We start from the raw sequence: 24,400 nt of genomic DNA, 5'->3' as shown, positions 1-24,400 counted from the left end.
CCCCACCCCACCCCCCACCCCACCCTCAATACCCTCCTAGAGGAATTAGAAACGGGGGATTTTCAACGGCGCTGGGAGGTCGCAAAGGATTTGTCTCAACTGGGGGAGGTGGCGCTACCGTCATTGCTGGAGCGCTTGCAAGATGACACCTCAGATTGGGAACTACAGTGGTTTGTGGCTCAGATTTTGGGTCAAATCAGTGGTCCGGGTGTGGTGCAGGGACTTCTGGAGGTGCTGTTACATAGCCACGAACCGGAACTGACGGCGGCGGCGGCAGCGGCGCTGGGGAACTGTGGGGCGGCGGGAGTCGCGGCGCTGGAACCTCTCCTCGCGATGGCCCCTTTGGGCCGGTCCCGGACCATCGCAGATCAGCGATCTCTGGCGGTGCAGATTCTGGCGCGGATGGGTCACCCGGCTACGGTGGAGCCGTTGTTGTGGGTAGCCCAGGATCCGGATGCAGAAGTGCGAACTATGGTTATAGAAGCCTTGGCCCAGTTTCGGGATGAGCGGATTTTGCCCGTACTGCTAGCGGCCCTAGGGGATAGGGTGGATTCTGTCCGGCGGGAGGCGGTGACGGCCCTGGGACTTCGCACAGACTTGCTGGGACAGGTGGATCTCGTTGCCCATGTCCAACCCGCGCTCTGGGATCGGGCTCTTTCTGTTCGCCAAGCCGCCGTTGTGGCCCTGGGGCGCTTCGGGACCGAAACCGCGATGGCCCCTTTGGGCCAGTCCCTGATCATCGAAACTCTCGCCCGAGCCCTTTCCTCTCCCCAGACCCCGGAGCCACTGCAAATTAGCATTGTGCGATCCCTGGGCTGGCTGACTTCAGAATCCGCCTTAACGGCCTTGACAGCGGCTTGGGAAAAAGTCGCCTCCCCTGTGCAGCTCGAAATCATTTCTGCTCTGGGCCATCTTGGCGACGGTCCTCTGGGCCAACAAACCCAGACGGTGCTGCAAACCTGGCTCACGGCGCTCATTGACCAGCCCACCGCCGCTGCCCAAAAACAAGCCATTGCCCTAGCCCTCGGTCGGCTCCAGGCCCAATCCGCCATTCCCCTACTTCAAACCCTGCTCGCGGATCCCCAAGAGGCGGTGCAGATTCACAGTGCTGCGGCCCTACGGATGCTGGGATAACTCCGAATCCGGCTCCCTTCCTAGGGCTACGTGTACACGCATCTCGGCCCTCACCCCCAAGCCCTATCGGGCAGGCTAAGCCTTGAAAAAATTGGGTTTTGCTGTCAGTTGATAGACCTGGGGATAGGTTCCGGCCACGAAAGCTCCCGCACAGAGCAATAGATAAAATTCCCAGTGGCGCTTCCATTCATCCAGGGTTTGAAACGGGGTCAAGTCAAGGATGGGTTGAATATAGGGCTGAATCTCTTCCCAGTTTTGTTGAAAAAAGTGATTCCAGGCCCGCAACGTTGCTGGATAGTGATGGGCAATATTATGTTCCTTGCATTTGACGAATTGGCGATCGCTCTCAATGGCTCGCCCCAGTTCTGAGGGAGAACCTAGAGAAGCATGGGGGAAAATATAGCGATTGATATAGGGATCGCAGACCAAGTTGGGATGATCAGCGCCAATTGTTTGGATTCCCAAGAGACCGTCGGGACTGATCACCTCCCGGACATTTTTGAGAATATTCGGCCAATTTCTGGTGCCGCCATGCTCAATCGTTTCCAAGAAAAGGCATTTTGTGATGTGATCTACACCGGATGCGGCCAGAATGTCCTGATATCGATTGTGGTAGCTATGGTTGTAGAAATAGGCGTTCTCAAAGTCTTCAAAAGTGCTGCGACAATAGTTGAGCTGTTCTTCGGAAATGGTGATGCCAATGTAGGTAACATCGACACGAGGGCTTAAATAGTCGAGTAGGGTTCCCCAGCCACAACCACAGTCCAGAAGAATATCGCCATTGCTAATGCTTAGCTCGTTACACCAGTAATCCAGATTCTGGTGCTGGGCAGCGGTGAGGTTTTCCGGCACCTGATCCAGTCCAGTCCAATCTCCCGTGGTGTATTTCATCGACTCTCCGAGAAAGCCTTGATACAGTTCCGTAGGTAGAGCGTAATGGACCTTTGCTACATCATTCTGTCGGATTAGAGACAGGTTAAATGTTTTGTACAAAACCTGTTCTAGAACTAAGGATGGGGAGTTGGGCAACTCAAAGATAAGGGAGTTGGTTTTAGTGCCTGGATTCAGGGCGAAAAGGCGTTCGGAGAGCAGATCAATCCGTTCACAATGCCATAGACCTTGAATGTAGGTGTTGCCCAGTCCTAGGGTTTTGAAGATTTTGAACTGCTTGAGGACGGTTTCTCGCTGATCATCTTGGCAAATAATATCCCAAGGTCTTGACCCCCGTAGGGCTTCCTGTTCGGTGAGGACTTGAATGCCTTGGCTGAGGAGTTGTTGCCTCAGTTTGTCATCTCTAGCGGGTGCGAAGGCGAGGGGTTTGAGGTCAAGGTGTAAGGAAGAGGACATAGTCTTTCTCCTAAACAAAAATCCCTGTAGAGGTCCACGGTTGTGCACCTAACGGATCGAAGTTCTATGGATCAGGATTGGGTATCCGTTGGCAGCAGATACCCATCATATTGACAAGGAAACAGTAGGATGTCTTGCGACCATGGGGCTGAGTTGGGAATTTACAGCATTGACAACGGTGATATCCCCTAAATATGAAGGGTTGCCGGGGAATATTACGTTTTGCTACGGATGATTTTGGGGATCAACTCGTCTACTAACAAATCCGGATGGACTATCTCGCTTTCGCGGGGGGCTTGTTGGGCTAGTACGGATTGCCGTTTACGACCTCGGGTCACGCTGAGTGCAAGGCACTCGCAAAGCGAACTTGGAATACGGGAATGAGGGGACTAATGGCGGCTTCATTTCTGCTAAGCAGTGCTAGCTAAGGTATAGCGATTGAACACGTACTTGAGCACCTGAAACAGTCTGTGTGCAAGGATCTAAGAGGATTTACTGTTCGTAACACACCTCGAACTTTATACGCCGACCTACTTACTCTGCGGCGTAAACACCCTCCTAACCGTTTCATCGGGGTACACCTCGGCCCCTCACCGTTGGGCTGAGCTCACGCCGAAGCCCTAGCCCTCTCCCAAGGGGCTGCTGTGTACACATATTTCTGGAAGGGTGCTGATGCCCCTTGCAACCCCCCTTAATCCCCCCTTTACAAGGGGGGAAACTCTAGTCCTTCCCCCTTGTAAATGTAAAGGGGGAGTTAGAGGGGGTCAGGCCGGGATGCACATCAAACAGTGACTTATGTGTACACCGTAGCCCACGGGGAGAGGGGACCGGAAAATATTGGGCTGGTGCGATAGAATGGCAAGCCTATTTCCGCCAACTAGGGGTATCAACGTAAGCTGAGACAATCTTGCTTCCGAGGAATTGAGGAGTCAGGAGCTAGGAGTCAGGAATCTCCTGGGTTCTCAACGTCTGATGCCTGACTCCTCCCCAGGAGATTTGTCCCGCTTTGAGTTGTTGATACACCCAACTAGTACTAATTTTCTGCGCTCACTGCCGAAGATAGGGTGACGGTGGGGGCGCTGAGGTTGGATTGCAGCATGGGCGTGCGAGTGATGGAGTCGTTCGCCAGGGTAAAGAGGGGATTCGACAATACTCCGGCGATGGAGGTGGCAATCACCGCCACAATCAGACTTACCTGGAGAGGACGCATCCCCGGCAGATTCCACTGCATGGCGGGATAGTTTTTCACGGACTCCGACATATCCTGGGGTTCCTTTACCACCATCATCTTGACCACACGGATGTAGTAGTAGATGGAGATGACGCTGGTGACGAGACCCACCAGTACGAGTCCGTAGGCTCCCGCCTGCCAACCCGCCCAGAAGATATAGAGCTTGCCAAAGAAGCCTGCCAGTGGTGGAATCCCCCCTAGGGAAAGGAGGCAAATGGTCAGCCCCAGGGTGAGCAGAGGATCCTTTTGGTAGAGGCCGCTATATTCGCTGATCTGGTCCGTCCCGGTGCGGAGGGTGAAGAGAATTACACAGGTAAAGCCCCCCAGGTTCATGAACAGGTAGATCAGTAGGTAGAACACCATGCTGGCATAGCCCGCATCGGTGCCAATGATCAGGCCAATCATCACAAAACCCGCCTGGGCAATGGAGGAATAGGCCAGCATCCGCTTCATACTGGTTTGGGCTAGAGCCACCACGTTCCCCAGCACCATGCTGAGGATGGCTAAGGCGGTGAAGACAAAGTGCCACTGCTCTGACACCAGGGGAAAGACCGATACCAGTAGGCGAATGGCCAGGGCAAAACCCGCCGCTTTCGAGCCCACGGACAGGAAGGCTACCACTGGAGTAGGGGAGCCTTCGTACACGTCGGGAGTCCACTGGTGGAAGGGGACGGCGGCAATTTTGAAGGCAATCCCGGCAATTACAAAGACCAGCGCTACCACGAGGCCAATGGGGGCATTGGTGCCATCTGCGGCCAGACTAGATGCGATCGCATCCAACCGCGTTTCGCCCCCTGATAAGCCATAGAGCAGCGAAACACCGTAGAGGAAAATGGCGGAACTGGCCGCCCCAATCAGCAAATACTTCAGCGCTGCCTCATTAGAACGGGGATCGCGCTTCATGTACCCCGTCAGCAGATAGGAGGAAATACTCAGGGTTTCCAGGGAGACGAAGATCATTACCAACTCGTTGGCCCCGGACAAAAACATGCCCCCCAACGTAGCGGTCATCAAAATCACCATGAACTCCGCTAAGGAGGTGCCCGACTGTTCCACGTAGCGCACAGACATGGGAATGGTGATGATGGCCGACAGCACCACAATCGCCCGAAACACAATACTCAGGGCATCGCCGTTGAAGGAGCCGAGAAACGAGATCGGATCAATGTCGCTCCACTGCCAGACGAGGGCCGCGATCGCGCTCACCAAACCTGCGATCGCGGCATAGGGTGTCCACCGAGACGAGGTGCGACCACCAATCAGATCCCCCACCAACACCACCAACAGCGTGATGATCACCAGTCCTTCCGGCAAAATCACCCCCGCATTGAGCTGGGCCGCCAGATTTGAAAAATCCATGGATTCTGCGTTCCTCAACAACCGTTAACCCTGACCTGTCGCTTACCACCATTCCCCACAGGGAACAGCCCGCCTGAACCGACTACAGCACAGGACTCCCTCAGGCATATTACCGTTTCTTTCCCAGGATTGGCGGTCCTAGCCCACATCTTGCCCCCGCCTGTGGCCATTCCTATGTTCATCGGCACAAATTTCCTATAGAGACCCGCATGTATAGGATGACGGTAGGATTGCTTGCCACATCACCCCCTCCCGCTATATTTCCCGGAAAGGGATGAGATGTGATATTCCAGAAAGCAGGCCCTCATCGGTTAAATGTTGATTAGATTTAGAGTGTTGACACCAGATTTCCACCTCGGATCTCCTTGGATCCCATGGGGATCTCAGTGGAAACCCCAGCAGAAATCCCCCAGGGCACTCCCCTTGCCCCACCCCAAAGATGATTCTTGAGATGGAATACGCTGGAGAAGAATCCCTCGCAGGGCCACCGCCCTTACCCCTCAAACCGAAAACTTTCATTAACGATTGGCTTCCCCTAGCCCTTCTCTGATTTAAGGTCACCCAAGCCAGGAACCCTGCACGAGTCCTATGTCCACCCTTGTCATCGTTGAGTCGCCGACCAAAGCCAAAACCATTCGCAACTACCTCCCTAGGGGCTATCGGGTAGAGGCATCCATGGGCCATGTGCGGGATTTGCCCCGCTCGGCCAGCGAAATTCCCGCTGCCGTCAAAGGAGAAAAGTGGGCTCAGCTAGGAGTCAATCCAGAAACGGATTTCTCGCCTCTGTACGTGGTGCCCAGCGACAAAAAAAAGGTGGTCAAGGCCCTCAAGGATGCCCTCAAAGATGCCGATGAGTTAGTCCTAGCCACTGACGAAGATAGGGAAGGGGAAAGCATTAGCTGGCACTTGCTCCAGGTGCTCAAGCCCAAAGTGCCGATCAAACGCATGGTCTTCCATGAAATCACCGAAGAAGCCATCCAGCAGGCCCTCCACAACTGCCGAGATATTGATGAGCAACTAGTTCACGCCCAGGAAACCCGCCGCATTCTGGATCGCTTGGTGGGCTACACCCTGTCGCCCCTCCTGTGGAAAAAAATTGCCTGGGGCCTCTCCGCTGGACGGGTTCAGTCCGTAGCGGTGAAACTTCTCGTGAGCCGCGAGAAGGAACGGCGGGCCTTCCACCAAGGTTCCTACTGGGACTTGAAGGCGACTCTCCTGAAAGCAGCAGAGGCATTTGAGGCCAAGTTGATCTCCCTGGGGGGAACTCGCCTTGCCACCGGTAGCGACTTTGACGAAAATACCGGGCAAATTACAGCGGGGCGCAATGTACTCCTCCTGGATGAGGACGCCGCCCGCGCCCTCCAAACCCGCCTCCAGGACAGCGTCTGGACCGTGGCCAACCTAGAGGAACGCCCCTCTACCCGCAAACCCTCCGCCCCCTTCACGACCTCTACCCTGCAACAGGAGGCTAACCGCAAGCTGCGGCTCTCGGCCCGCGACACGATGCGGGTGGCCCAAAGTTTGTATGAACAGGGCTACATCACCTACATGCGGACGGATTCCGTCCATTTATCCCAACAAGCGATCGCGGCAGCTCGCGCCTGCGTGGAGACTAAATACGGCAAGGAATACCTCAGCCCTAAACCCCGCCAGTACGCCACCAAAACCAAGGGAGCCCAGGAGGCCCACGAGGCCATTCGTCCTTCTGGACAAACCTTCCGTACCCCCCGCGAAACCGGACTCAGTGGACGGGAACTGTCCCTCTATGACCTGATCTGGAAGCGCACCGTAGCCACCCAAATGGCCGAAGTGCGCCAGACCCACATCACGGTGCAAATCGAGGTAGAGGATGCCCTGTTCCGGGCCTCCGGCAAGCGCATTGACTTTCCCGGCTTTTTCCGCGCCTATGTGGAAGGGTCGGATGATCCCGAAGCGGCGATCGAGGATCAAGAAGTGCTGCTACCCCGTCTTACCGTTGGTGATGGAGTCAACTGCCGAGAACTGGAGGCCATCGGCCACGAAACCCAGCCCCCCGCCCGCTACACCGAAGCCACCTTAGTCAAAACCCTAGAAAGTGAAGGCATTGGTCGCCCCAGTACCTACGCCAGTGTCATCGGCACCATCATCGATCGCGGCTATGTTCAGGCCAACGGCAACAGCCTTGTTCCTACCTTCACCGCCTTTGCCGTCACCTCTTTACTGGAAAACCATTTCCCTGACTTGGTGGATGTAGGTTTCACCGCCCGCATGGAACGCACCCTAGACGACATCTCCACCGGGGAGGCCGAGTGGCTACCCTACCTGCGGACCTTCTACAGCGGAGAGCAGGGACTAGAGCATCAGGTGCAGGAGCGAGAAATCCACATTGATCCGACGGAAGCCCGCACTGTCAGCCTGGAAGGCTTGGTGGCCAAGGTCCGCATTGGTCGCTATGGTCCCTATGTGGAAATGGAAAACGGCAGTGGTCCGGTGAAGGCATCCATTCCCCAAGACATTAACCCAGCGGATCTGAATGCAGATCAGGTGGAACTGCTACTAAAACAAAAGACCGAAGGCCCCGACAAGTTGGGGTTCCATCCTGAGACTGGGGAGCCCATTTACGTCCTAGTGGGTACCTATGGCCCCTATGTGCAATTGGGGGATGCCACGGAGGAAATCCCCAAACCCAAGCGAGCCTCCCTTCCCAAGGGGGTGACGCCGGACACGGTGACTCTGGAGCAGGCGGTAGGGCTGTTAGCACTGCCCCGGTTGCTGGGGAGTCACCCGGAGACGGGCAAGCCTGTGAAGGCTAGCCTGGGACGGTTTGGACCCTACGTGGTCCATGACCAGGGCAAAGATGGCAAGGATTACCGTTCCATAAAAGGGGATGACGATGTGTTGTCGATCACTCTGGAACGAGCCTTGGCCCTGCTGGCGGAACCCAAAGCTCAGCGAGGACGAAGCAAGGCCGCTCCCCTGAAGGAACTAGGTCCCCATCCAGAAGATGGGGAATTGGTGGCCATCTATAACGGTCCCTACGGCCACTATGTGAAACACGGCAAGGTGAATGCGTCGCTGCCGGAGGGCAAGACCCTGGAGGATATGACGATGGAGCTGGCCCTAGAGGTGATCGCGGCTAAGGCGGGGGCGAAGAAAACCACCCGCCGTAAGTCTACGGGAACCGCCAAGTCTACGGGGACCACAACTAAGCGAGCAGCGGCCAATAAGGCTAGCGGCACGAAGAAAACTACGACGAAGAGTTCAACGACGAAAAAAACGACCACGGCAAAGAAAAGTCCAACGGCGAAGAAAACCTCCAGCCGTACTAAGAAAACCGAAGAATAGCCCGGTGGCTTCGACTCCGCTCAGCCACCGAGTCACAAAAACGAGCTGAAAAACCTGCCATCTCGTTGTTTCTATACAGACATTTAGTTCCCTGAGCGGAGTCGTTGGCTTTGCCGCCCCGGAGGGGCTAGGGAACGGCAAGAACCTGGTGGTGTGGCTGGCTTTCTCCCTTCGGGAGACGCTTTGCGAACGACTCCGCTCAGCCAGCAGTCAACGGGCTTGATTCTCTGTAACCTTCCAAATCGTGTCACAAATTGGACTTTGCTCAGCCACCGAGTTACCAATGGAGGAAATGTTGAGGATTTCCTATGATTTCTGCAACTTTGGCGCTGGTGCTGGCGGAGGGACTACTCATTGGGATGGTCCCAGATCTGCCCTTGAGGGCTACCACGGTTTCCACATCGCCCTGGATTATGACCCAAGCTCAACCCCTGACGGCTGAACAAGCTTTGGAGCGAATTTTTCAGGCCGAAGCCGTGGAGGCGGACTGGTTCGCCCAGTCCTTCCTAGAACAGGTGCCCTTTCAGCAGATTCAACCATTGCTGACGGATCTGAAGCAATCCCTGGGGGCATTCCAAGGGATTCAAGCACGGGATGGGGGCTACGCAGTGATGTTTGAGCGGGGGACCGTTCCGGCTCAGATTGCTCTAGATGACCAGGGTCGCATTGCCCAACTGCTGATTGGCAGACCCGAAGCGCCTCTGTCGCTGGCGGAGGCCACTGCCTTGATCCAAGCCTTTCCCAGAGAGGCCAGCCTACTGGTACTGGAGGGGGATCGAGTGCTGGCGGCGGTGAATGCCGATCAACCGCTGGCGGTAGGATCGGCCTTTAAGCTGGCGGTGCTGGCGGCTCTTCAGGATGCAATCACCACTGGTAGCCACCAGTGGACCGATGTGGTGGTACTAGAGGCGGCATGGCGGAGCCTTCCCAGTGGCCTCCTACAGGATTGGCCCCCCGGCACGGCCCTAACCTTGGAAACCCTCGCCACCCTGATGATTTCCCTCAGCGATAATACGGCGACGGATGCCCTGATTCACCTCCTGGGTCGAGAAGCGGTGGAGACCTGGAGCCCCCGCAATCAGCCGTTCCTTACGACCCGCGACTTTTTTGTGCTGAAAAATCCGGCCAACGCCGACTATCTAGCCCAGTTTCGTGAGGGCAATGAGGCTGAACGGAGATCGCTACTCTCCACCCTGACCGCCGTCCCCCTGCCCCCCGTCACTATCTTTGGCGATACGCCCCTGGCCCTGGATGTGGAATGGTTCTTCTCCGCCCGTGAGCTGTGCGAGTTGATGGCCACAGTGCAGGATTTACCCCTAATGCAGGTAAATCCCGGCCTAGCCCGCCCCCAGGACTGGCAATCCGTGGCCTTCAAGGGCGGATCGGAACCGGGCGTTCTGAACCTGACTACCGGCCTAGAGACGGCGGATGGCCGCCGCTACTGCGTTGTTGCCACCTGGAATGACGCCACCCAAGCCCTAGATGAAAACCAGCTCACTCGCTTCTATGGTGACCTGCTGTTGGGCCTGACAGAGGATGCGGGGTGATGGGGTGGGGGTATTGGGGTATTGGGGTATTGGGGTATTGGGGTAAATCCCGTAGGGGCGGGTTTAGCTCGTGTCTACTGGGGAATCCGGGATGGGAGGCTCAAAACCCGCCCTGCTGTCGCCGGGTGACCCGGATTGGGGATTGGGGGTATGGGGGTGTGGGAGCGCGGTAGGGGCGAGTGCTCGCCCTGCCAGGGTGGGTGGGTCTGATTGGGTGATCACCGTAGGGGCGGGTTTAGCTCGTGTCTACTGGGGAATTCGGGATGGGAGGCCAAAACCCGCCCTGCTGTCGCCGGGTGACCCGGATTGGGGTGTGAGGGTGGGGGGTGAAAGATGGAAAGATGAAAGCGTTAAGGAAAAGCGGTAAGCTCATACCCACATTCTTGTCGGGTAGGGGTTATGGTTGCGATCGCAGAGCAGCGGCTTCAGGTGGGCGATCTGGAGTGGTTTTACCGGGAAGGGAATCCTTTGCAAAATCTGGGAGATCGTCGTCCCGTGGTGCTGCTCCATGGCCTGGTTTCCCAGGGTTATAGCTGGCGAGGCGTGATGCCCGCCCTGACGGCCCAGGGATTTCGTGCGATCGCACCTGATTGGATTGGCCATGGCTTTTCTAGTCGGCCCGAACCCCGTGACTTTGGCTACAGCCAAGCTGCCTTTGCCACTGCCCTGGGGGACTTTCTAGATGCCCTTGACGTTGGCCCCATTCACCTCGTCGTTCAGGGTTACTTGGGGATGGCGGGTTTACTGTATGGATTGCAAAATCCCGAGCGGATTGAGCGGCTGGTGATTGTCAACACCCCCCTAGGGCCGACCGCCAAGCTGCCCTGGAAGATTCGCCAGATGGGGCTGCCCCTAGCGGGGGACATGATCACCCAGGATCCTCTCCTGGTGGACCGCACCCTAGAGGGGGGTGGTCCCTACCGTGTCGATGATGGGGATCTGGATGTGTATCGCAAGCCCTTTTTGACCACCTCTGCCGCTGGGCGGGCGTTACTGGCCACGGTGCGGCGACTGCAACTGGCGACAGTGACCGCCCAACTTGAAACGGGGCTGGCGAGCTGGCAGCATCCCACCCTGATGGTGTGGGGTGTCGAAGATCCCTGGTTGCCGGTGGACCTAGCGGAAACCTGGGCGACGGCCCTGCCCCAGGGGGAACTGGCTAAGCTAGAGCAGGTGGGCCACTACGCTCAAGAAGACTGGGCCGAAAAGGTCAGCGAGGTCTTGGTCCCCTTCCTTCGGCGCACCGTTGATCCCCGTTCCTGATACAAGTGCTATGGCAGTTCCGACGATCGCCACCCTGATTGACCAGTTTGAAGCTTGGGCTCCCCCCACCTGGCAGGAAGCCTGGGATAACTGTGGTTGGCAGGTGGAGCCGGGAATTTTGATGGAGCCAGCGCGGGTATTGGTCTGTCTCACCCCGACCCTGGCGGTGATGGAGGAAGCGATCGCTCTGCGCCAGACGGGGGATGCTGTAAACCTGATCTTTGCCCACCATCCCCTCATCTTCAGTCCTCTCAAGTCGGTGGCCCAGGGACATCCGGTGGGGGACATGGTGCGTCTGAGCATTAGCCACGGTATTGGTATCTATAGCGCCCACACCAATTTCGATCAGGTGAATGACGGCACTGCTGATGTCTTGGCCCAATTGCTCGATTTGCAGGATCCGGCCCCAATTACCGCCACCCAGGCAGGGGTAGGCTATGGCCGGGTGGGGAATCTGGCCGTAGCCTGCACCCTAGAGGTTCTGCTGGACCGCATTCAAACCCTCCTATCCTCCCCCCGGCTCATCTACTCGCCAGCGGTGAATCTCCAGCAGCGGGTGCAGCGGGTAGCGGTATTGGGGGGATCAGGGGCAAGCTTTCTCGGTGATGTGGAGAAGACGGCAGCTCAGGTTTACCTGACTTCAGACTGCAAGTTTCACCAGTTTCAGGAAGCCCGCGATCGCGGTGTGATCCTAGTGGATGCTGGCCACTATGCCACTGAGCGCCCCGCCTGCGATCGCCTCGTCACCCGCTTTCAGTCTCAAGGCGTGTCTTCGGTAAAACTGAGTTATCAAGACGAAGATTTTCGTCAATTCTTCCAGTGAGGGAGCCGGGTATCAACTCAAAGCGGGACAAATCTCTTGGGGAGGAGTTAGGAGTTAGGAGCCAGAATCTAGGAGAGTACTGACTCCTGACTCCTAAATTCCTCAGAGCCCATATTGTCTCGGCTTACGTTGATGCCCGTCTTGGCTGAAGAGTTCAACTCCAGAAGGAGTTGCTCCGCCTGGGCCACCACCAACTCATTGGGATCCTGGCGCATGGTGGGCAGGAGCTGGGCCAGCACAGCGGGAGAGGCCACCTCTAGGTAGGACAGCACCGCCTCCCGCACAAAACCGGTGGGATGGCGCAGACAGCCGAGGGTATGGTCGGCGGTAAAGCTCCACCGCTCCTGACGGGCCAGGTGAAAACAGCAGGCCAAGGCCCAGTCCGACAGAAAATACCGTAGATCCAGCAGGTATCGGAGTCGTTGGCTGGGGGCCATGGGTTCGTAAACGATACGATTTTCGAGACTCTTGAGCTTTTCGTGATCGCTGCGGGCATCTAACACCGTTAGAATTGCCCGCTTGCTGGGGATATCTAAGCTATTGTCTAGAATTTCCAGCCCCCGAGCGCGGCTAGAGGACGATCCCTGGAGGCTGACTTGGGCCGCCTGAATGGCGCTGGGGGGTGAGATAAACCGCAGCAGCATAAACAGGCGCTCTACCGCATCCAGTTCCAAATCCTGGAGAGATCGTCGCAGCAGATCCGCTGCCCGTCCCTGCACCTGATCTGGATCCAAATCCAACCGAGCTGCATAGAGCTGCCCCATAAAGGTCAACTCCTGATTCAGGAGTTGCTCCACCCCATCGCGGCCCAAACGGTCCAGCGCCGCATCAATATCCTGGGATCGTTTTAGTCCTGTCTCCTGCAACAACTTCAGCAGGATCCGCAAAATTGTGCGGCGGGTTTGGCCCCAAGTGGTGATTAAGTTATCGATGAGGCAGTCTAGGGCCTCCGTGGTGCCAATGTTGCCCATGGCCTGCCAAGCCTGGGTGCGTAAAATCTCTGGCTTGTAAATGTCCGTGGCCAGATCACTCAGCATAGGTAGGGCATCATTCCCAAGGCGCACGAGGGCCTGCATTGCCGACTCCCGCGTGGATTTGTATTGCAGTGCCTTGAGCAGAGAGGGAAAGTACTCTGTGATGTGGGTGGCTCCGATGGCCTCCAGCAGGGCACGCCGGACCCGCAGAGATTCGTCCTGAAGGAGGTTGGGAATATACAGTCGCAGGGCTTGGAAGTAGTCCGCCTCCCCTAGGGCACGGCAACCCATGACCCGCTCTCGCTCCCGCTCATGGGTCAACATCTGTCTTAGGGCACTGGTGGCTTCTGCCTTTTCGCGGGGTTTGCCTTTCCGCAGCATCAGGGATGCTGCCGTTCCCCGCACCACCGGGTCTACCTCCGGTTTCAGGTAGGCCCGCAGATCCTCAATGTTGGGAGCCTCCTCCGTCAGCCACACGTAGCGTAGGGCTAGGGCCAAAATTTCCGGGGGTTGTTCCCGTTGAATCAGTGTCCGCACCGTTTCTAAATAGACGGGACTCGGGTACTCCAGCATGGCCTCTAGGCTTTGCCGCCGCAGTCGAGGGGAGAGGGCGGTCAGCATGGGAGCCAGAATGTCTCCGACGCCCTGGGGATCGATGTGGCATAGTAGCTCAATACAGGAGCGCTTGTCGTCCTCTGAGCCCTGTTGCTCTAGCTGATCCACAAAGGCCCGTTTCAAGGCCCGCAGGTCCGCATTGGATACGCTCAGCAATCCCCGTTCGGCACTGAGTACCAACAAATTCAGGTAGCGCGATCGCAGTAGCAGAATCACCCCCAGCCAGATGACGGAGCCCGCCACCGTCAACCCGAGAAAAAACCGCCCCTGCACGTTGACCTGATCCAGACCTAGCCGGTTGCATAGGGCAATGATCACCAGAATGGAGGCTCCGGTAAACCCCATAGACAGGGGTTCTGCCATGCCTCCCACCAAGGACTGAACGGCGGTACGATGGCTGTCGGGAATGGGCTGAAACAGGACCGGACGGGTACTGGCCAGTAGGGTAAATCGCAGCCATTCGTCAAAAAACTTGAGGATTACTAGCCCCATAAATAGAGCTGCTGACCCGAGGATAACCCCATGGCTACCGACCAGAATCAAGAGACCAATTCCCCCAATAAACAGGGGTAAAATAGCCGTCACTGCAAACACCCCCTGGCGTTCTATCAGGCGACTGGAGGTAAACCACTGGGTCAGCAGTTCAATCAGACCCAAAAGCCCATTGAAAATACCCAGGAAGCCAGCAATCTGCTCCACTTCCATGTTGATTTCAAGCTGACTCAGGTAGACGAACTCAATCAAGTACATCAGGATCTGGGCCAGAATGAAGAAGCTCATCAACAGCACCACGTACTGTCCCATGGATCCCCGCATGCGCTGGGCTGAGTGGGGGGCGACATCTGCTTCTGACTGACGCTTGAGGGAATCGGGGAAGGCGTGTTCGTAGGTGCGGCTGACGTAGAGTAAGATGCCCGACCCCACCACCATGATTAAGAAGGACAGCAGCAGGACATTCTTCAGCTCCACTAAGTTGAGCAGGATGTACACCGAGAAGCCGCTCAGCACATCGGCCACGAGGTTGCCACTGCTGATGAGGGGATAGGTGCGCTTAATTTCCCGAATGTTGAAAAGCTGGTTGGCGGTGACCGAGACATTCAGATCGTTCAGGCCGTAGATTGCCTCCATCCACAGCCGCATGATGAAGACGGTGGTGGCGGCCAAGGCCGGGACCGCCATCCCCCAGCGAAACATCAGCACCGGGATCGCCATCATTAGGGAGATGATCACAATCACCCAGCGCAGGGGCAGCCAGCGCTGCATCCAGGAGTAGACGAAGCTGAGACTCAGGCCAACGCCTGCACTAAAGATGTAAATCAAGGGCAGCGATCGCGCCCCATATTCTCCCAAAAATAGGGCCGCAGAACTGACCTCCAGCCACAGAATGCCCATGGAGGTGGCGGTATAGCAGGCAAACATCAGCAGTGTCCGCTTAGCCTCGCTAGAGCGGAGGTTAATGAGCTGCAAGGCCCACTGCTGCCAATTGTTAGGGGAGGGAAGGCGACCGGAGGTCATAGGGGTAAGGAAAGGACAGGACAGCACCACCACAATCAGCGACCTTAAAGCCGCTTGGGGGCGCTGTTGGAGCGGCGCTAAGGGTTCACCGCTACTTTTTCGGTGAGAGCATCATCATCATATTGCGCCCTTCCCGTTTTGGAGCCTGCTGCATCTCCGCTACGGCATCCAAGTCCTTGGCCATACGGCGTAGCAGTTGCTCCGCCAGGTCCGAGTGTTGAATTTCCCGTCCTCGAAACATGATGGTGGCCTTGACCTTATCCCCGGACTGGAGAAAGCGCTGGGCGTTCTTGACGCGCACATTGTAGTCGTGGTCGTCAATTTTGTAGCGCATCTTGACTTCTTTGACCTCAGCATTGTGCTGACGCTTACGGGCCTCCCGCGCCCGTTTCTCCTGCTCAAACTTATATTTGCCATAGTCCATGATGCGGCAAACCGGGGGATCGGCTTTGTCGCTGACCAGCACTAAATCCAAATTCCGTTCATCCGCCAGTTGCATGGCCTCTCGATGGGACAAGATCCCAAGTTGAGTCCCGTCGATATCGATCAGCCGCACATCCGGAAAGCGAATGTTGTCGTTAATGGGAGGAACGTTACGAGGGTTTCGATTTCTCATGCGCTAAGGGTGAAAACGCAGTAGTGGGGAATAACCCCGATGAGGAAAGGACAAACCCAGCCAAGCTGTGAACGTAGCCGTTCTAGTTCGACAGGTTTCTGTTCTACGTATAGCAGTCGCTAGTCCGATTAGGACGAGACTGCGAGCTAATTGGTTTGGGCACTCAGAATCCGAGAGGTGCTCGGTGGCTTAAGCAAATTGGCCAAAGCGATATATTCCGAGAGCGTTCCTCAGGGTAAAGGATCAGCCCTAATTTCGTCCATATTAGCCGCACTTCACTGTCCCATTCCCTGGTTGGCGGGGAATGGGGCAGATACTTCTCTAAAGATATATTGCAGGATCGTCTGTCCCCCGCCTGTCCCCAGAGAGCCTGCTCCCGATCCGGCGCGGCGGTGGCATTTCCCGCCCCAACTTGTGAGAATCGCTTTAATAAGGGCCGATCGGCAGGCTACTATGAACCATTGTGCGATCGCGTTAGATGCGATCGCGTTAGATGCGATCGCGCTCAACGGAGTCTCCCCTTGGAAAGATAGGGCGTCTTTCTAGCCGGGACTATTCCCATCGACTCATCAACGGGGCAAGGTTCCCTGGTAATTCGGCAATGAAGCATACCTTATCTGTACTGGTAGAAGATGAAGCGGGGGTTTTGACCCGCATTGCGGGCCTGTTTGCCCGACGAGGATTCAATATCGAAAGCTTGGCCGTTGGTCCGGCGGAGCAGAGCGGTGTTTCCCGCATCACCATGGTGGTCCCCGGTGACGATCAGGCCATTGAGCAGCTCACCAAACAACTCTACAAGCTGATCAATGTGCTGAAGGTCCAGGATGTGACCGAGGTACCCTGTGTCGAGCGGGAACTGATGCTGCTTAAGGTCAACGCCAACAGCACGACCCGAGCCGAAATCGTCGGCCTCGCCCAGATTTTCCGCGCCCGCGTCGTAGACGTAGCAGAGGATTCTCTCACCCTAGAGGTCGTCGGCGATCCGGGCAAAATGGTCGCGATCGTTCAGGTGTTAAACCGCTTTGGTCTGCGCGAGATCGCCCGCACCGGCAAGGTTGCCCTCACCCGCGAATCTGGCGTCAACACGGAGTACCTCAAGTCCCTGCATAGCAAAACTCCCAGCAACCCGTAGATGCTGTGTTACCCCCTCAGCAGGCTTGACCCTGAGGCGCTAACACAGTATCTACACAATTAGGTTTGACAGACCACTAGGCCATCCAGCGTAACTCCTGGGTTTTGACCGGGGAAATAAAGTCACGATTTTCCGCCTGCGATCGCACGTACTCGGTTTTGAGTTGGTAATACCAGCGGGCAAGGGTATCCGAGTCCTTAATCAGCCTCAGTACAGATTCATGCTGAAGTCCGATTTGTTGCTTAATCACCACATCTCGATCCTGGCCTAAAAAGGTGCGAATCAGTAGGGGCAGAATGGGCTTAAGCAGTCCCATCCAGGGAATATCCCAATAGAGCTGAAAGGTCACCTCACTGGTGGTGGAGGTGAGGGGGGTAACCGTAGTCAAGTTCACCGCCCGATGACGGCTGGTGGTGGTTTCCTCGGTCCGGATGCCCGGTAGATAGAAGCAAATTTCGTTATCAGGAACGCCCCCGAGCAACCAGTAGCCCCGGCCCATATTTTCCATGCGATGCTTACGCATGGTGAAGCCATAGGGAGAGGGATCAAACCACTTGATCTCGGGGTTGAGGTTTCCCCCCCGCCACCACCAAGCCCGATGAACAAAAGGAGAATGAGCCGGATCCATCAGCCCCACCACCGCATGATCCACAAAGCAGGAAAAGGGCATGGTGTAGCTGATCTGAGGTTGAGCATCTTCAGGGAAGCCAGGGATGCGGGGAACCTCGAAGCGTGGCGGATGAACCTGTTGGGGATTGGGATCGGCCATGTAGATCCATACATTTCCCTGTACCTCTTGTACGTCGTAGCGCCGCACATCAAACTTGCTCAGGTCTAGGGTTTGGTCCGCCATCAGGGAGGGAATCTGGAGACAGCTACCATTGGGGCCAAAGCGCCAGCCATGGTAACAGCACTCTACCGATTCGCCATCGAAGCGGCCACAGCTTAGGGGCACAGCGCGATGGGGGCAAATGTCTCGTAGAGCAAAGGCTTGGCCCCTTTGGGTGCGCCCCAGCAGAATGGGTTCATTGAGCAGGGTTTTGGAACGCATCTGCCCCGGCTTCAGATCACGGCTGGGAAGAGCGTGGTACCAAATGTTGCGGAGCAACAGGTCAGAGTTAGCGGCAAACACAGGTTTACATTGGTCCTTTTTGGTAGAGTATGGAGTGCTTTGAGAAGCATCCCATACTCTACCAAATCCCTCTGAGTTCAGGAGTTTTGGCGGTTTCTAATTTCGCTCTCGGAAGGCATTTCCGACGGAATTGCTGGCAATCATGCCCTTTCAATCATTGCAGTGGAGGTCCGCCCCCTTGATCCCACCCACCTCGTCCACCACTGGCTCTGTCCTTCCAGCGGCGGGTTCTATCCTTTTAGTCACGGGACCGAGTCGTTCGGGCAAGAGTGAATGGGCAGAATCCCTGGCCAGGGCCAGTGAGCAAGCGGTGACCTACGTGGCCACGGCCCAGTGTGATGCTGATGATGTTGAATGGCATACCCGTATTCTGGCCCACCGCCAGCGTCGTCCTGAACACTGGCGCACATTGGAAATTCCCTTCCGTATTTCATCAGTGCTGGCCCAGGGCGGTTCTGGGGAATGCTGGCTGCTGGATTCCCTCGGGACTTGGCTGGCCAACTGTCTGGAGCAGTCCGATGCGGATTGGGCCGCGACTCAGGCTGAGTTTCTCTCGGCCCTGCGATCGCACCCCGGCACTCTCATTCTGGTGGCGGAGGAAACGGGTTGGGGGTTGGTACCCGCCTATCCCTTAGGGCGGACTTTTCGCGATCGCCTGGGCAACCTGACTCGACAGGTCGGTGCGATCGCAGATGCAGTCTATTTAGTCGTCGCAGGTTATGCGATTGATTTGAAACGCTATGGGCAATTAGTTCAGGAATATAGGGTAGAAGAGAAGACCCTGCCATAGGTGGCAGCACAGGCAGCACAGGGGCGTGATTAAGAAGTGATTGAGAAAAGTAACACTCGTCTGTAACTGTTCTTTAGGACCGTGAACTTCCCCATGCTGGGCGTTAGGATTGGGGCACTGTTTACATATATCCGGCATTGCCTAAATAGGCTAAGTAGTTGTCGTCAGCCCGATTCAGACAAGACTACGAGTCAGTTTGTTGTAGCACTAAGCCTTAATAAGGTATCTGGTGTTTGAAGCACATTGGCCAAAGCCATATAGGCTGAGCTGGGAAACACCTATGGCCACCACCACCCACGTCCGCGCCTATTTGGCTTACTGGTTCCAACTGGGCCAGCCCCTTGTCTTTGAGCGTAGTAATAGGCACTGTTTACCAATTCCGATCTTTGATGGCGGGCAGTATAGTGCTGACTTTGAAACTTGCTGGCAGCAGGTTGAAGCCTGTGGCGGTGAAGATTGTCACCTGTTGGGAACAGATCAGAGTATTGCCGAACTGCTATCTGGCGAGTGGGATATTGAACCCTGTGCCCGCTGTACCCTACCAGTACCGCTGCCGGTTCGGACCGCAACCCTGCCTCTTTGTCCGTGCAGTGACTTACCCCAGTGGCCGAATGACGAAATGCCTATCCCTCGGGCAGCAGTAGACAGCCAGCAACGCCTCACCAGCATTCGCGATCGCCTCTATGCTCCCAGTGCTCAGTCAATGCATGATTGACGGGTGACCGAAATTCTGGAGTTTAGTTGGGGTTGAATTTTGAGGGTCTTCGACCCGTCACAATTTTCCTGACGGAATACTAGTCCGCCTAGGCTGAAATGAGGCATGAGGATATTAGGACGTTGATGATGCTGAACGCAGATACGATCCCCGTAGCATAATGCCTGGATTGGTGAGCGATGCCTTGGTTGCTCCGCAGGAGCAACCGACCCAACCCAAAATGTTGGGTAATGCCCGGAAGAAACAGAAGAAAGCCTGTCATTCCGAACCCAGGGAGAGATCCTGGTCTGGCTCACGGAGAGCTGAGTTCGACTTATGCTTCGCTGCCCATCCGCCAGGGAATAAATTGCCCTGGCTCATCGCAGAAGTCCGTTAAAACGGGCTCGCCCCCCTATCCCCAGCCCAGCTCCCAGTCCATTAAAAAGGGACTTAAGCCTGTTAGCCGGGAATTTTGCATTCCCGGCGGGGTGACAGCGCTGATACCGAATTGACGTTTTTTAGCCCTCTACTCCTTGCCGAACTCAGGTCACGGAGAGAAGTTTCTTAGAAGTCGCTTCGCGAACAAGATGACCAGTGCGCTTCAACATGACTATGCCTCTTCAGTTGTCGGGTTCATGGGCAACCGAGATGGGGGGAATAGACTTTCGCCAGCGACACCCTCGGTAGGTGCCTTCTAGAACTATGGGCTCAGCCTCAGGGGCCACGGCATCCTCTCCAGCCTGGGAAACGTCTGCTGAATGGGGCTTGTAGGGCACCCCCCGATACACCAGTTGATTAGAGTCAGGGGAGGATGACTGGTCCTCAGAGACTGGGGGTGGGGCCAGGGTTACCCCATCAGGGGGCAGAGGGCGATGGTCTCCGACCGGGCTTTGTTCATCGGATAGGCGTTGAATGCCGTAGAAGGCGCTTAGCAATAGCAGTAACAGGACGGGCCAGGGGGCTTCGACCAATCCGACAAAGCCCATACATATCAGCAAAACTGCACCCACCGTGAGGGCCAGAAGGGCTAGGAATGCCATGGACATCACCTCCAAGGGAATAAGCGGCGATAGCAAAAAGCCCCGCTACAGACGTAAGCGCAGAGGCTCACCGCGCTGCTGGCGGGACTTTAGGTTCTAGGGGCAAACCCATCAGAATTTAGGGCTCATGGCCTACTCAGGAGCCGATGCACCGCCACCTACAGAGTCAGCACCACAATAGGCATTGACTTCGCTAATGATGGAAGACTCTTCCACCGAGAGTTCTTGAATTGAGCCCACAGCGTTCATGGTTTGCTGCTGGGACTCTTCGATTTTGGCGGGTAACTCGGCTTCGGTGCCGACACCTTCGACAATGCCCATGGCTTCACTGGCCTGCCCTAGGGCAGCGCTAAAGCCTCTCACGACTTCAATGTAACCATCGCGGTAGGTGACCAGTTGCTCATCGTTTAACTCAGTGCCTTCTAGGTCGGTGATGAGCCCATCCAGATTGACGACCACCTTGTCTACAGCGGTGATGTATTGGGTGGCCGCAGTTTTGATGTCCTCCAAGCTTTCTACCTGAGACGCATTGCTGCTGAATTCAGCAATTTCACTCTCAAATTCCTGCATGAAGGTTTGAGTTTGGTTCACCACTTCAGCCAGACGGTTGCACTGAGAAACCTTGGACTCGCCGCAGCCAGCCACCATCAGTGCGATCGCAGCCGTTGCAGAAACCGCCCAGGAACGGGGGCGACGCATGAGCATGAATACTCTCCTTGCCTCAAGGGTCATTGAACGAGGGTTAACCTATGGCTTGAGCCATAATACCCCCCTACCGTTCGATCAGGTTATTTTCTGGAAAAAACGCCGCCTCACCACAAATCCCCCGCCAAGATGCCATCCGTCCCCGCCCCACACACTAACGCACAGAGGACATGGTCGGGGTTGGGGCGATAGCGACCCGAGAGTAGCGCGGCCACCGTCGCGGCCCCGCTGAGTTCTGCCGCCACCCCCATCTCAAACCAGAGCCAACGGGCCGCCGCCGCCATCTCCCCGTCGGATACCAGCACAATGTCGTCTACATAGCGCTGAATCAGGTCGAAATTAATGGCCTCGGTTTTGCGCGGCGCGAGGGTGTTGGCGCGGGTGGTGACGGTGGGCAGTTCCACTACCCGGCCAGCAGCAAGACTGCTGTGGAGGGTGGGGGCTCCGGTGGCCTCCACGCCAATGATGGTCAGGTCTGGGCGCAGGGTTTTGGCCGCTAGGGCAACCCCGCTGATCAACCCACCGCCACCGATGGCCACTAGCAGGGTATCTACTTCTGGCAAATCTTCCAGAATTTCTAGGGCCAAGGTGCCTTGGCCTGCAATTACCTGGGGATCGGCAAAGGGATGTAAATAGGGCAGATGGGTCGCCGCTGCCTGGGCCAAAGCTGCCCGGTTGGCATCGTCCCACACGGCCCCCTCCATGACCACCTGGGCTCCCCATTGCCGCAGTTTGTCCGCTTTCACTGGGGGTGTATTGTGGCCGAGATAGATGGTGGCGGGCACTTGGGCTTGCCATGCGGCGTAGGCTACCGCCAATCCGTGGTTGCCACCGGAGGCGGTGATCACCCCTGCTTGGATGGTTTCCAGAGGTAGGGACAGGAGCTTGTTCATGGCTCCCCGTGCCTTAAAGGAGCCGCTGACCTGGAGGCAGTCTAGTTTCAACCAGAGGTGCTCACTCCCAGGGATGGGCTCCTTGAGGGGGTGGGTGGAGACTAGGGGCGTATGGCGAATGTGGGGGGCAAGGCGCGATCGCGCCTTGCGTACCGCCGCCAGATCGAGAGTGGGCTTGAGATCCATATCTAGACGACCCCTTCCACGACTTCAGGAGAGGGGATGGCCCCTAGAGACTGGTCTTTGACCCTCGCGGACAATGGCTCTAGGGTTTCGCCCGCCGCTGCCATAAACCCGATAAAGAGGGGATGGGGCGAACTGGGGCGGGACTGGAATTCAGGATGGAACTGGGTGGCAATAAAGAAGGGATGATCCGGCAGTTCGATCATCTCCACTAAACGACCGTCGGGGGAGGTGCCGCTCACCCGGTAACCCGACTCTAGAAATAGGGTGCGGTAGGCGTTGTTGAACTCGTAGCGATGGCGATGGCGCTCGTAGATCACCTCCTGACCATAGAGGCGGCGGGCCAGGGTAGCCTCCTTCAATCGGCAGGGATAGAGCCCCAGGCGCATCGTCCCCCCCAAGTCCACCACATCTTCCTGTTCCGGCAGCAGACTGATGACGGGGTTGGGGGTGTCGGGGTCAAACTCGGAGCTATTGGGAGCCTCTAGGTGGACCACATTTCGCGCCCATTCCACTACCGAGCATTGCATCCCCAAACACAGCCCTAGGAAGGGAATCCCCTTTTCTCGCACGTATTGGATCGCCTGCACCTTGCCATTGATGCCTCGGATGCCAAAGCCCCCCGGCACCACGACGCCCTGGACTCCCCCTAGAAAGATTTCGGGGTTCTGGGCTTCTAGATCTTCGGAATTGATCCACCGCAGCTTGAGACTGGCCTTGGTTGCGATCGCGGCGTGCTGCAACGCCTCCGCCACTGATTTGTAGGCATCATTCAAACTGACGTACTTGCCCACAATGGCAATCTCCACCGTCCGCTCCGTCACCTGGAGCCCATTGACAATGGCCTGCCACTGGGTCAGGTCCGGCTGACGCTGCTCCATGGCAAAAATATCCAACACCTGGTGGGCCAAGCCTTCCTGCTCCACGATCAGGGGCACCTCATAGATGCTGCTGGCATCCTGAGTCGTGATTACTCGCTCCACAGGCACATCACAGAACTCAGAAATCTTCTCCTTAATATGGAAGGGGATGGACTCCTCCGAGCGACACACGAGAATATCCGGCTGGATGCCAATGGACCGCAGTTCCTTAACCGAGTGCTGGGTGGGTTTGGTTTTCACCTCCCCGGCAGCAGCGATGCGGGGCACCAAAGTAACGTGCATATAGATGACATCCCGCCGCCCCACATCCTTGCGAAACTGGCGAATCGCCTCCAAAAAGGGTAGGGACTCAATATCCCCCACCGTGCCCCCAATTTCCGTAATCACCACGTCGGGATTTGTGTTGCGGGCCACCCGATGGATGCGTTCCTTAATCTCGTTGGTAATGTGGGGGATCACCTGCACCGTTCCCCCCTCGTAGTCTCCCCGTCGCTCTTTATTAATCACCGCCTGGTAAATCGAGCCTGTGGTGACACTATTCAACCGAGACATGGAGGTGTCGGTGAAGCGCTCATAGTGACCTAGGTCCAAATCCGTTTCCGCCCCATCCTCGGTGACGAAGACCTCCCCATGCTGAAAGGGGCTCATGGTGCCTGGATCTACGTTGATGTAGGGGTCTAACTTCAGAATCGACACGGAATAGTCCCGAGACTTGAGCAGGCGACCCAGGCTAGCCGCCACAATGCCCTTGCCAATACTGGACACCACGCCCCCGGTCACAAATACAAACTTCGCCATGGCCCAGCCATCTCCGCCCCGTCGGTCTATTGAACCCATTCATTTTGCCACAGCCTTGGAAAGGGACTTGGGGACGGACTCACTACTGGGCCGCACCGAAAACGCTGGTGATTGATCACAATCGAGAGAGAAAGTCAGGGGATCACGGCCAGAAAGTCCAAGGATTCACAAGAGTTAACCTGATTCAGCCAATACCTGCCCAAATAGGGATGCAGAAAGGTTGTATTAATCGTATTTCTACGTAAGGATATGCCTGGATGAATTTGGCTGAGCCCAGCCTTGCTGGAGATGCTAGCCCGTTTGATCCGCCGGAAATCCTTAAAAATCAACCTTAGTTGCTAATCATGGTGAGTGTTACACATCCGCTTCTTGCGGGGAGAATCCCGATCTCCCTTGATATATTG

At 56.4% G+C, this 24,400-nt stretch carries 17 protein-coding genes; 8 read left to right on the top strand and 9 right to left on the bottom strand.

What is annotated here, in order from left to right; all coding sequences use genetic code 11:
* Positions 1-1,134, top strand: a 1,134-nt coding sequence (locus LEP6406_RS0217000) for a HEAT repeat domain-containing protein (RefSeq protein ID WP_008314278.1), incomplete at its 5' end; no start/stop codon positions are given.
* Positions 1,135-1,209: 75 nt separating this feature from the next.
* On the opposite strand, the gene LEP6406_RS0216995 is transcribed toward LEP6406_RS0217000, so the two are convergent.
* On the bottom strand, positions 1,210-2,481 hold the full coding sequence (locus LEP6406_RS0216995; protein ID WP_008314277.1) for a class I SAM-dependent methyltransferase: 1,272 nt from the start codon (positions 2,479-2,481) through the stop codon (positions 1,210-1,212).
* A 1,033-nt stretch (positions 2,482-3,514) separates the two neighbouring features.
* Positions 3,515-5,071 (bottom strand): NAD(P)H-quinone oxidoreductase subunit N, encoded by a 1,557-nt coding sequence (locus tag LEP6406_RS28585; RefSeq protein ID WP_008314275.1) that lies wholly within the window; start codon positions 5,069-5,071, stop codon positions 3,515-3,517.
* A gap of 588 nt (positions 5,072-5,659) precedes the next feature.
* Between LEP6406_RS28585 and topA the strand changes: the two genes are divergently transcribed.
* The 4 genes from topA (at position 5,660) to LEP6406_RS0216965 (ending at position 12,028) form a co-directional block, all read left to right on the top strand.
* The gene (gene topA, locus LEP6406_RS0216985) at positions 5,660-8,395 is read left to right on the top strand and encodes a type I DNA topoisomerase (RefSeq protein WP_008314273.1); all 2,736 of its coding nucleotides are present in this window, start codon (positions 5,660-5,662) and stop codon (positions 8,393-8,395) included.
* Between the two features lie 308 nt (positions 8,396-8,703).
* Complete coding sequence (locus tag LEP6406_RS0216980) at positions 8,704-9,942, top strand: serine hydrolase (RefSeq protein WP_008314271.1); 1,239 nt, start codon at positions 8,704-8,706, stop codon at positions 9,940-9,942.
* A 399-nt stretch (positions 9,943-10,341) separates the two neighbouring features.
* Complete coding sequence (locus LEP6406_RS0216970) at positions 10,342-11,205, top strand: alpha/beta fold hydrolase (RefSeq protein ID WP_008314270.1); 864 nt, start codon at positions 10,342-10,344, stop codon at positions 11,203-11,205.
* A gap of 10 nt (positions 11,206-11,215) precedes the next feature.
* Entirely contained in the window at positions 11,216-12,028 is an 813-nt protein-coding gene (locus tag LEP6406_RS0216965; RefSeq protein ID WP_008314268.1) for a Nif3-like dinuclear metal center hexameric protein, read from the top strand.
* 68 nt (positions 12,029-12,096) lie between these two features.
* Here LEP6406_RS0216965 and LEP6406_RS0216960 read toward each other — a convergent pair whose 3' ends face one another.
* The gene (locus LEP6406_RS0216960) at positions 12,097-15,132 is read right to left on the bottom strand and encodes a HEAT repeat domain-containing protein (protein WP_008314266.1); all 3,036 of its coding nucleotides are present in this window, start codon (positions 15,130-15,132) and stop codon (positions 12,097-12,099) included.
* Positions 15,133-15,223: 91 nt separating this feature from the next.
* Complete coding sequence (infC, locus tag LEP6406_RS0216955) at positions 15,224-15,748, bottom strand: translation initiation factor IF-3 (protein WP_008314264.1); 525 nt, start codon at positions 15,746-15,748, stop codon at positions 15,224-15,226.
* 601 nt (positions 15,749-16,349) lie between these two features.
* Here infC and ilvN point away from each other — a divergent pair.
* Entirely contained in the window at positions 16,350-16,880 is a 531-nt protein-coding gene (ilvN, locus tag LEP6406_RS0216950; RefSeq protein WP_008314262.1) for an acetolactate synthase small subunit, read from the top strand.
* A gap of 76 nt (positions 16,881-16,956) precedes the next feature.
* Here the strand turns inward: ilvN and LEP6406_RS0216945 are convergent, their stop codons facing one another.
* Entirely contained in the window at positions 16,957-18,012 is a 1,056-nt protein-coding gene (locus LEP6406_RS0216945) for a Rieske 2Fe-2S domain-containing protein (RefSeq protein ID WP_008314259.1), read from the bottom strand.
* A gap of 178 nt (positions 18,013-18,190) precedes the next feature.
* Here LEP6406_RS0216945 and cobU point away from each other — a divergent pair, with 178 nt between their 5' ends.
* Together cobU and LEP6406_RS0216935 are read left to right on the top strand one after the other, a co-directional pair.
* Entirely contained in the window at positions 18,191-18,802 is a 612-nt protein-coding gene (gene cobU / locus LEP6406_RS0216940; protein ID WP_008314257.1) for a bifunctional adenosylcobinamide kinase/adenosylcobinamide-phosphate guanylyltransferase, read from the top strand.
* Positions 18,803-19,082: 280 nt separating this feature from the next.
* Positions 19,083-19,517, top strand: coding sequence for a hypothetical protein (locus LEP6406_RS0216935; protein ID WP_008314256.1), 435 nt, complete (start codon positions 19,083-19,085; stop codon positions 19,515-19,517).
* Positions 19,518-20,116: 599 nt separating this feature from the next.
* On the opposite strand, the gene LEP6406_RS0216930 is transcribed toward LEP6406_RS0216935, so the two are convergent.
* The 4 genes from LEP6406_RS0216930 to LEP6406_RS0216915 all read right to left on the bottom strand — a co-directional run bounded on the left by LEP6406_RS0216930 (position 20,117) and on the right by LEP6406_RS0216915 (position 23,996).
* Positions 20,117-20,536, bottom strand: coding sequence for a hypothetical protein (locus LEP6406_RS0216930; protein ID WP_008314254.1), 420 nt, complete (start codon positions 20,534-20,536; stop codon positions 20,117-20,119).
* A 132-nt stretch (positions 20,537-20,668) separates the two neighbouring features.
* Positions 20,669-21,241 carry a hypothetical protein gene (locus LEP6406_RS0216925; RefSeq protein ID WP_008314251.1) on the bottom strand — a complete coding sequence of 191 codons (573 nt, stop codon included), beginning with the start codon at positions 21,239-21,241 and terminating at the stop codon, positions 20,669-20,671.
* Positions 21,242-21,348: 107 nt separating this feature from the next.
* Entirely contained in the window at positions 21,349-22,320 is a 972-nt protein-coding gene (locus LEP6406_RS0216920; RefSeq protein WP_008314249.1) for a threonine ammonia-lyase, read from the bottom strand.
* A gap of 2 nt (positions 22,321-22,322) precedes the next feature.
* Complete coding sequence (locus LEP6406_RS0216915; protein WP_008314247.1) at positions 22,323-23,996, bottom strand: CTP synthase; 1,674 nt, start codon at positions 23,994-23,996, stop codon at positions 22,323-22,325.
* Between the last annotated feature and the right edge of the window lie 404 nt (positions 23,997-24,400).

The sequence above is a fragment of the Leptolyngbya sp. PCC 6406 genome (genome assembly GCF_000332095.2).
Classification (GTDB): domain Bacteria; phylum Cyanobacteriota; class Cyanobacteriia; order Phormidesmidales; family Phormidesmidaceae; genus PCC-6406.
Note: the sequence above shows the minus strand (reverse complement) of the source record. Positions and strands in the feature narration are given on the sequence as shown.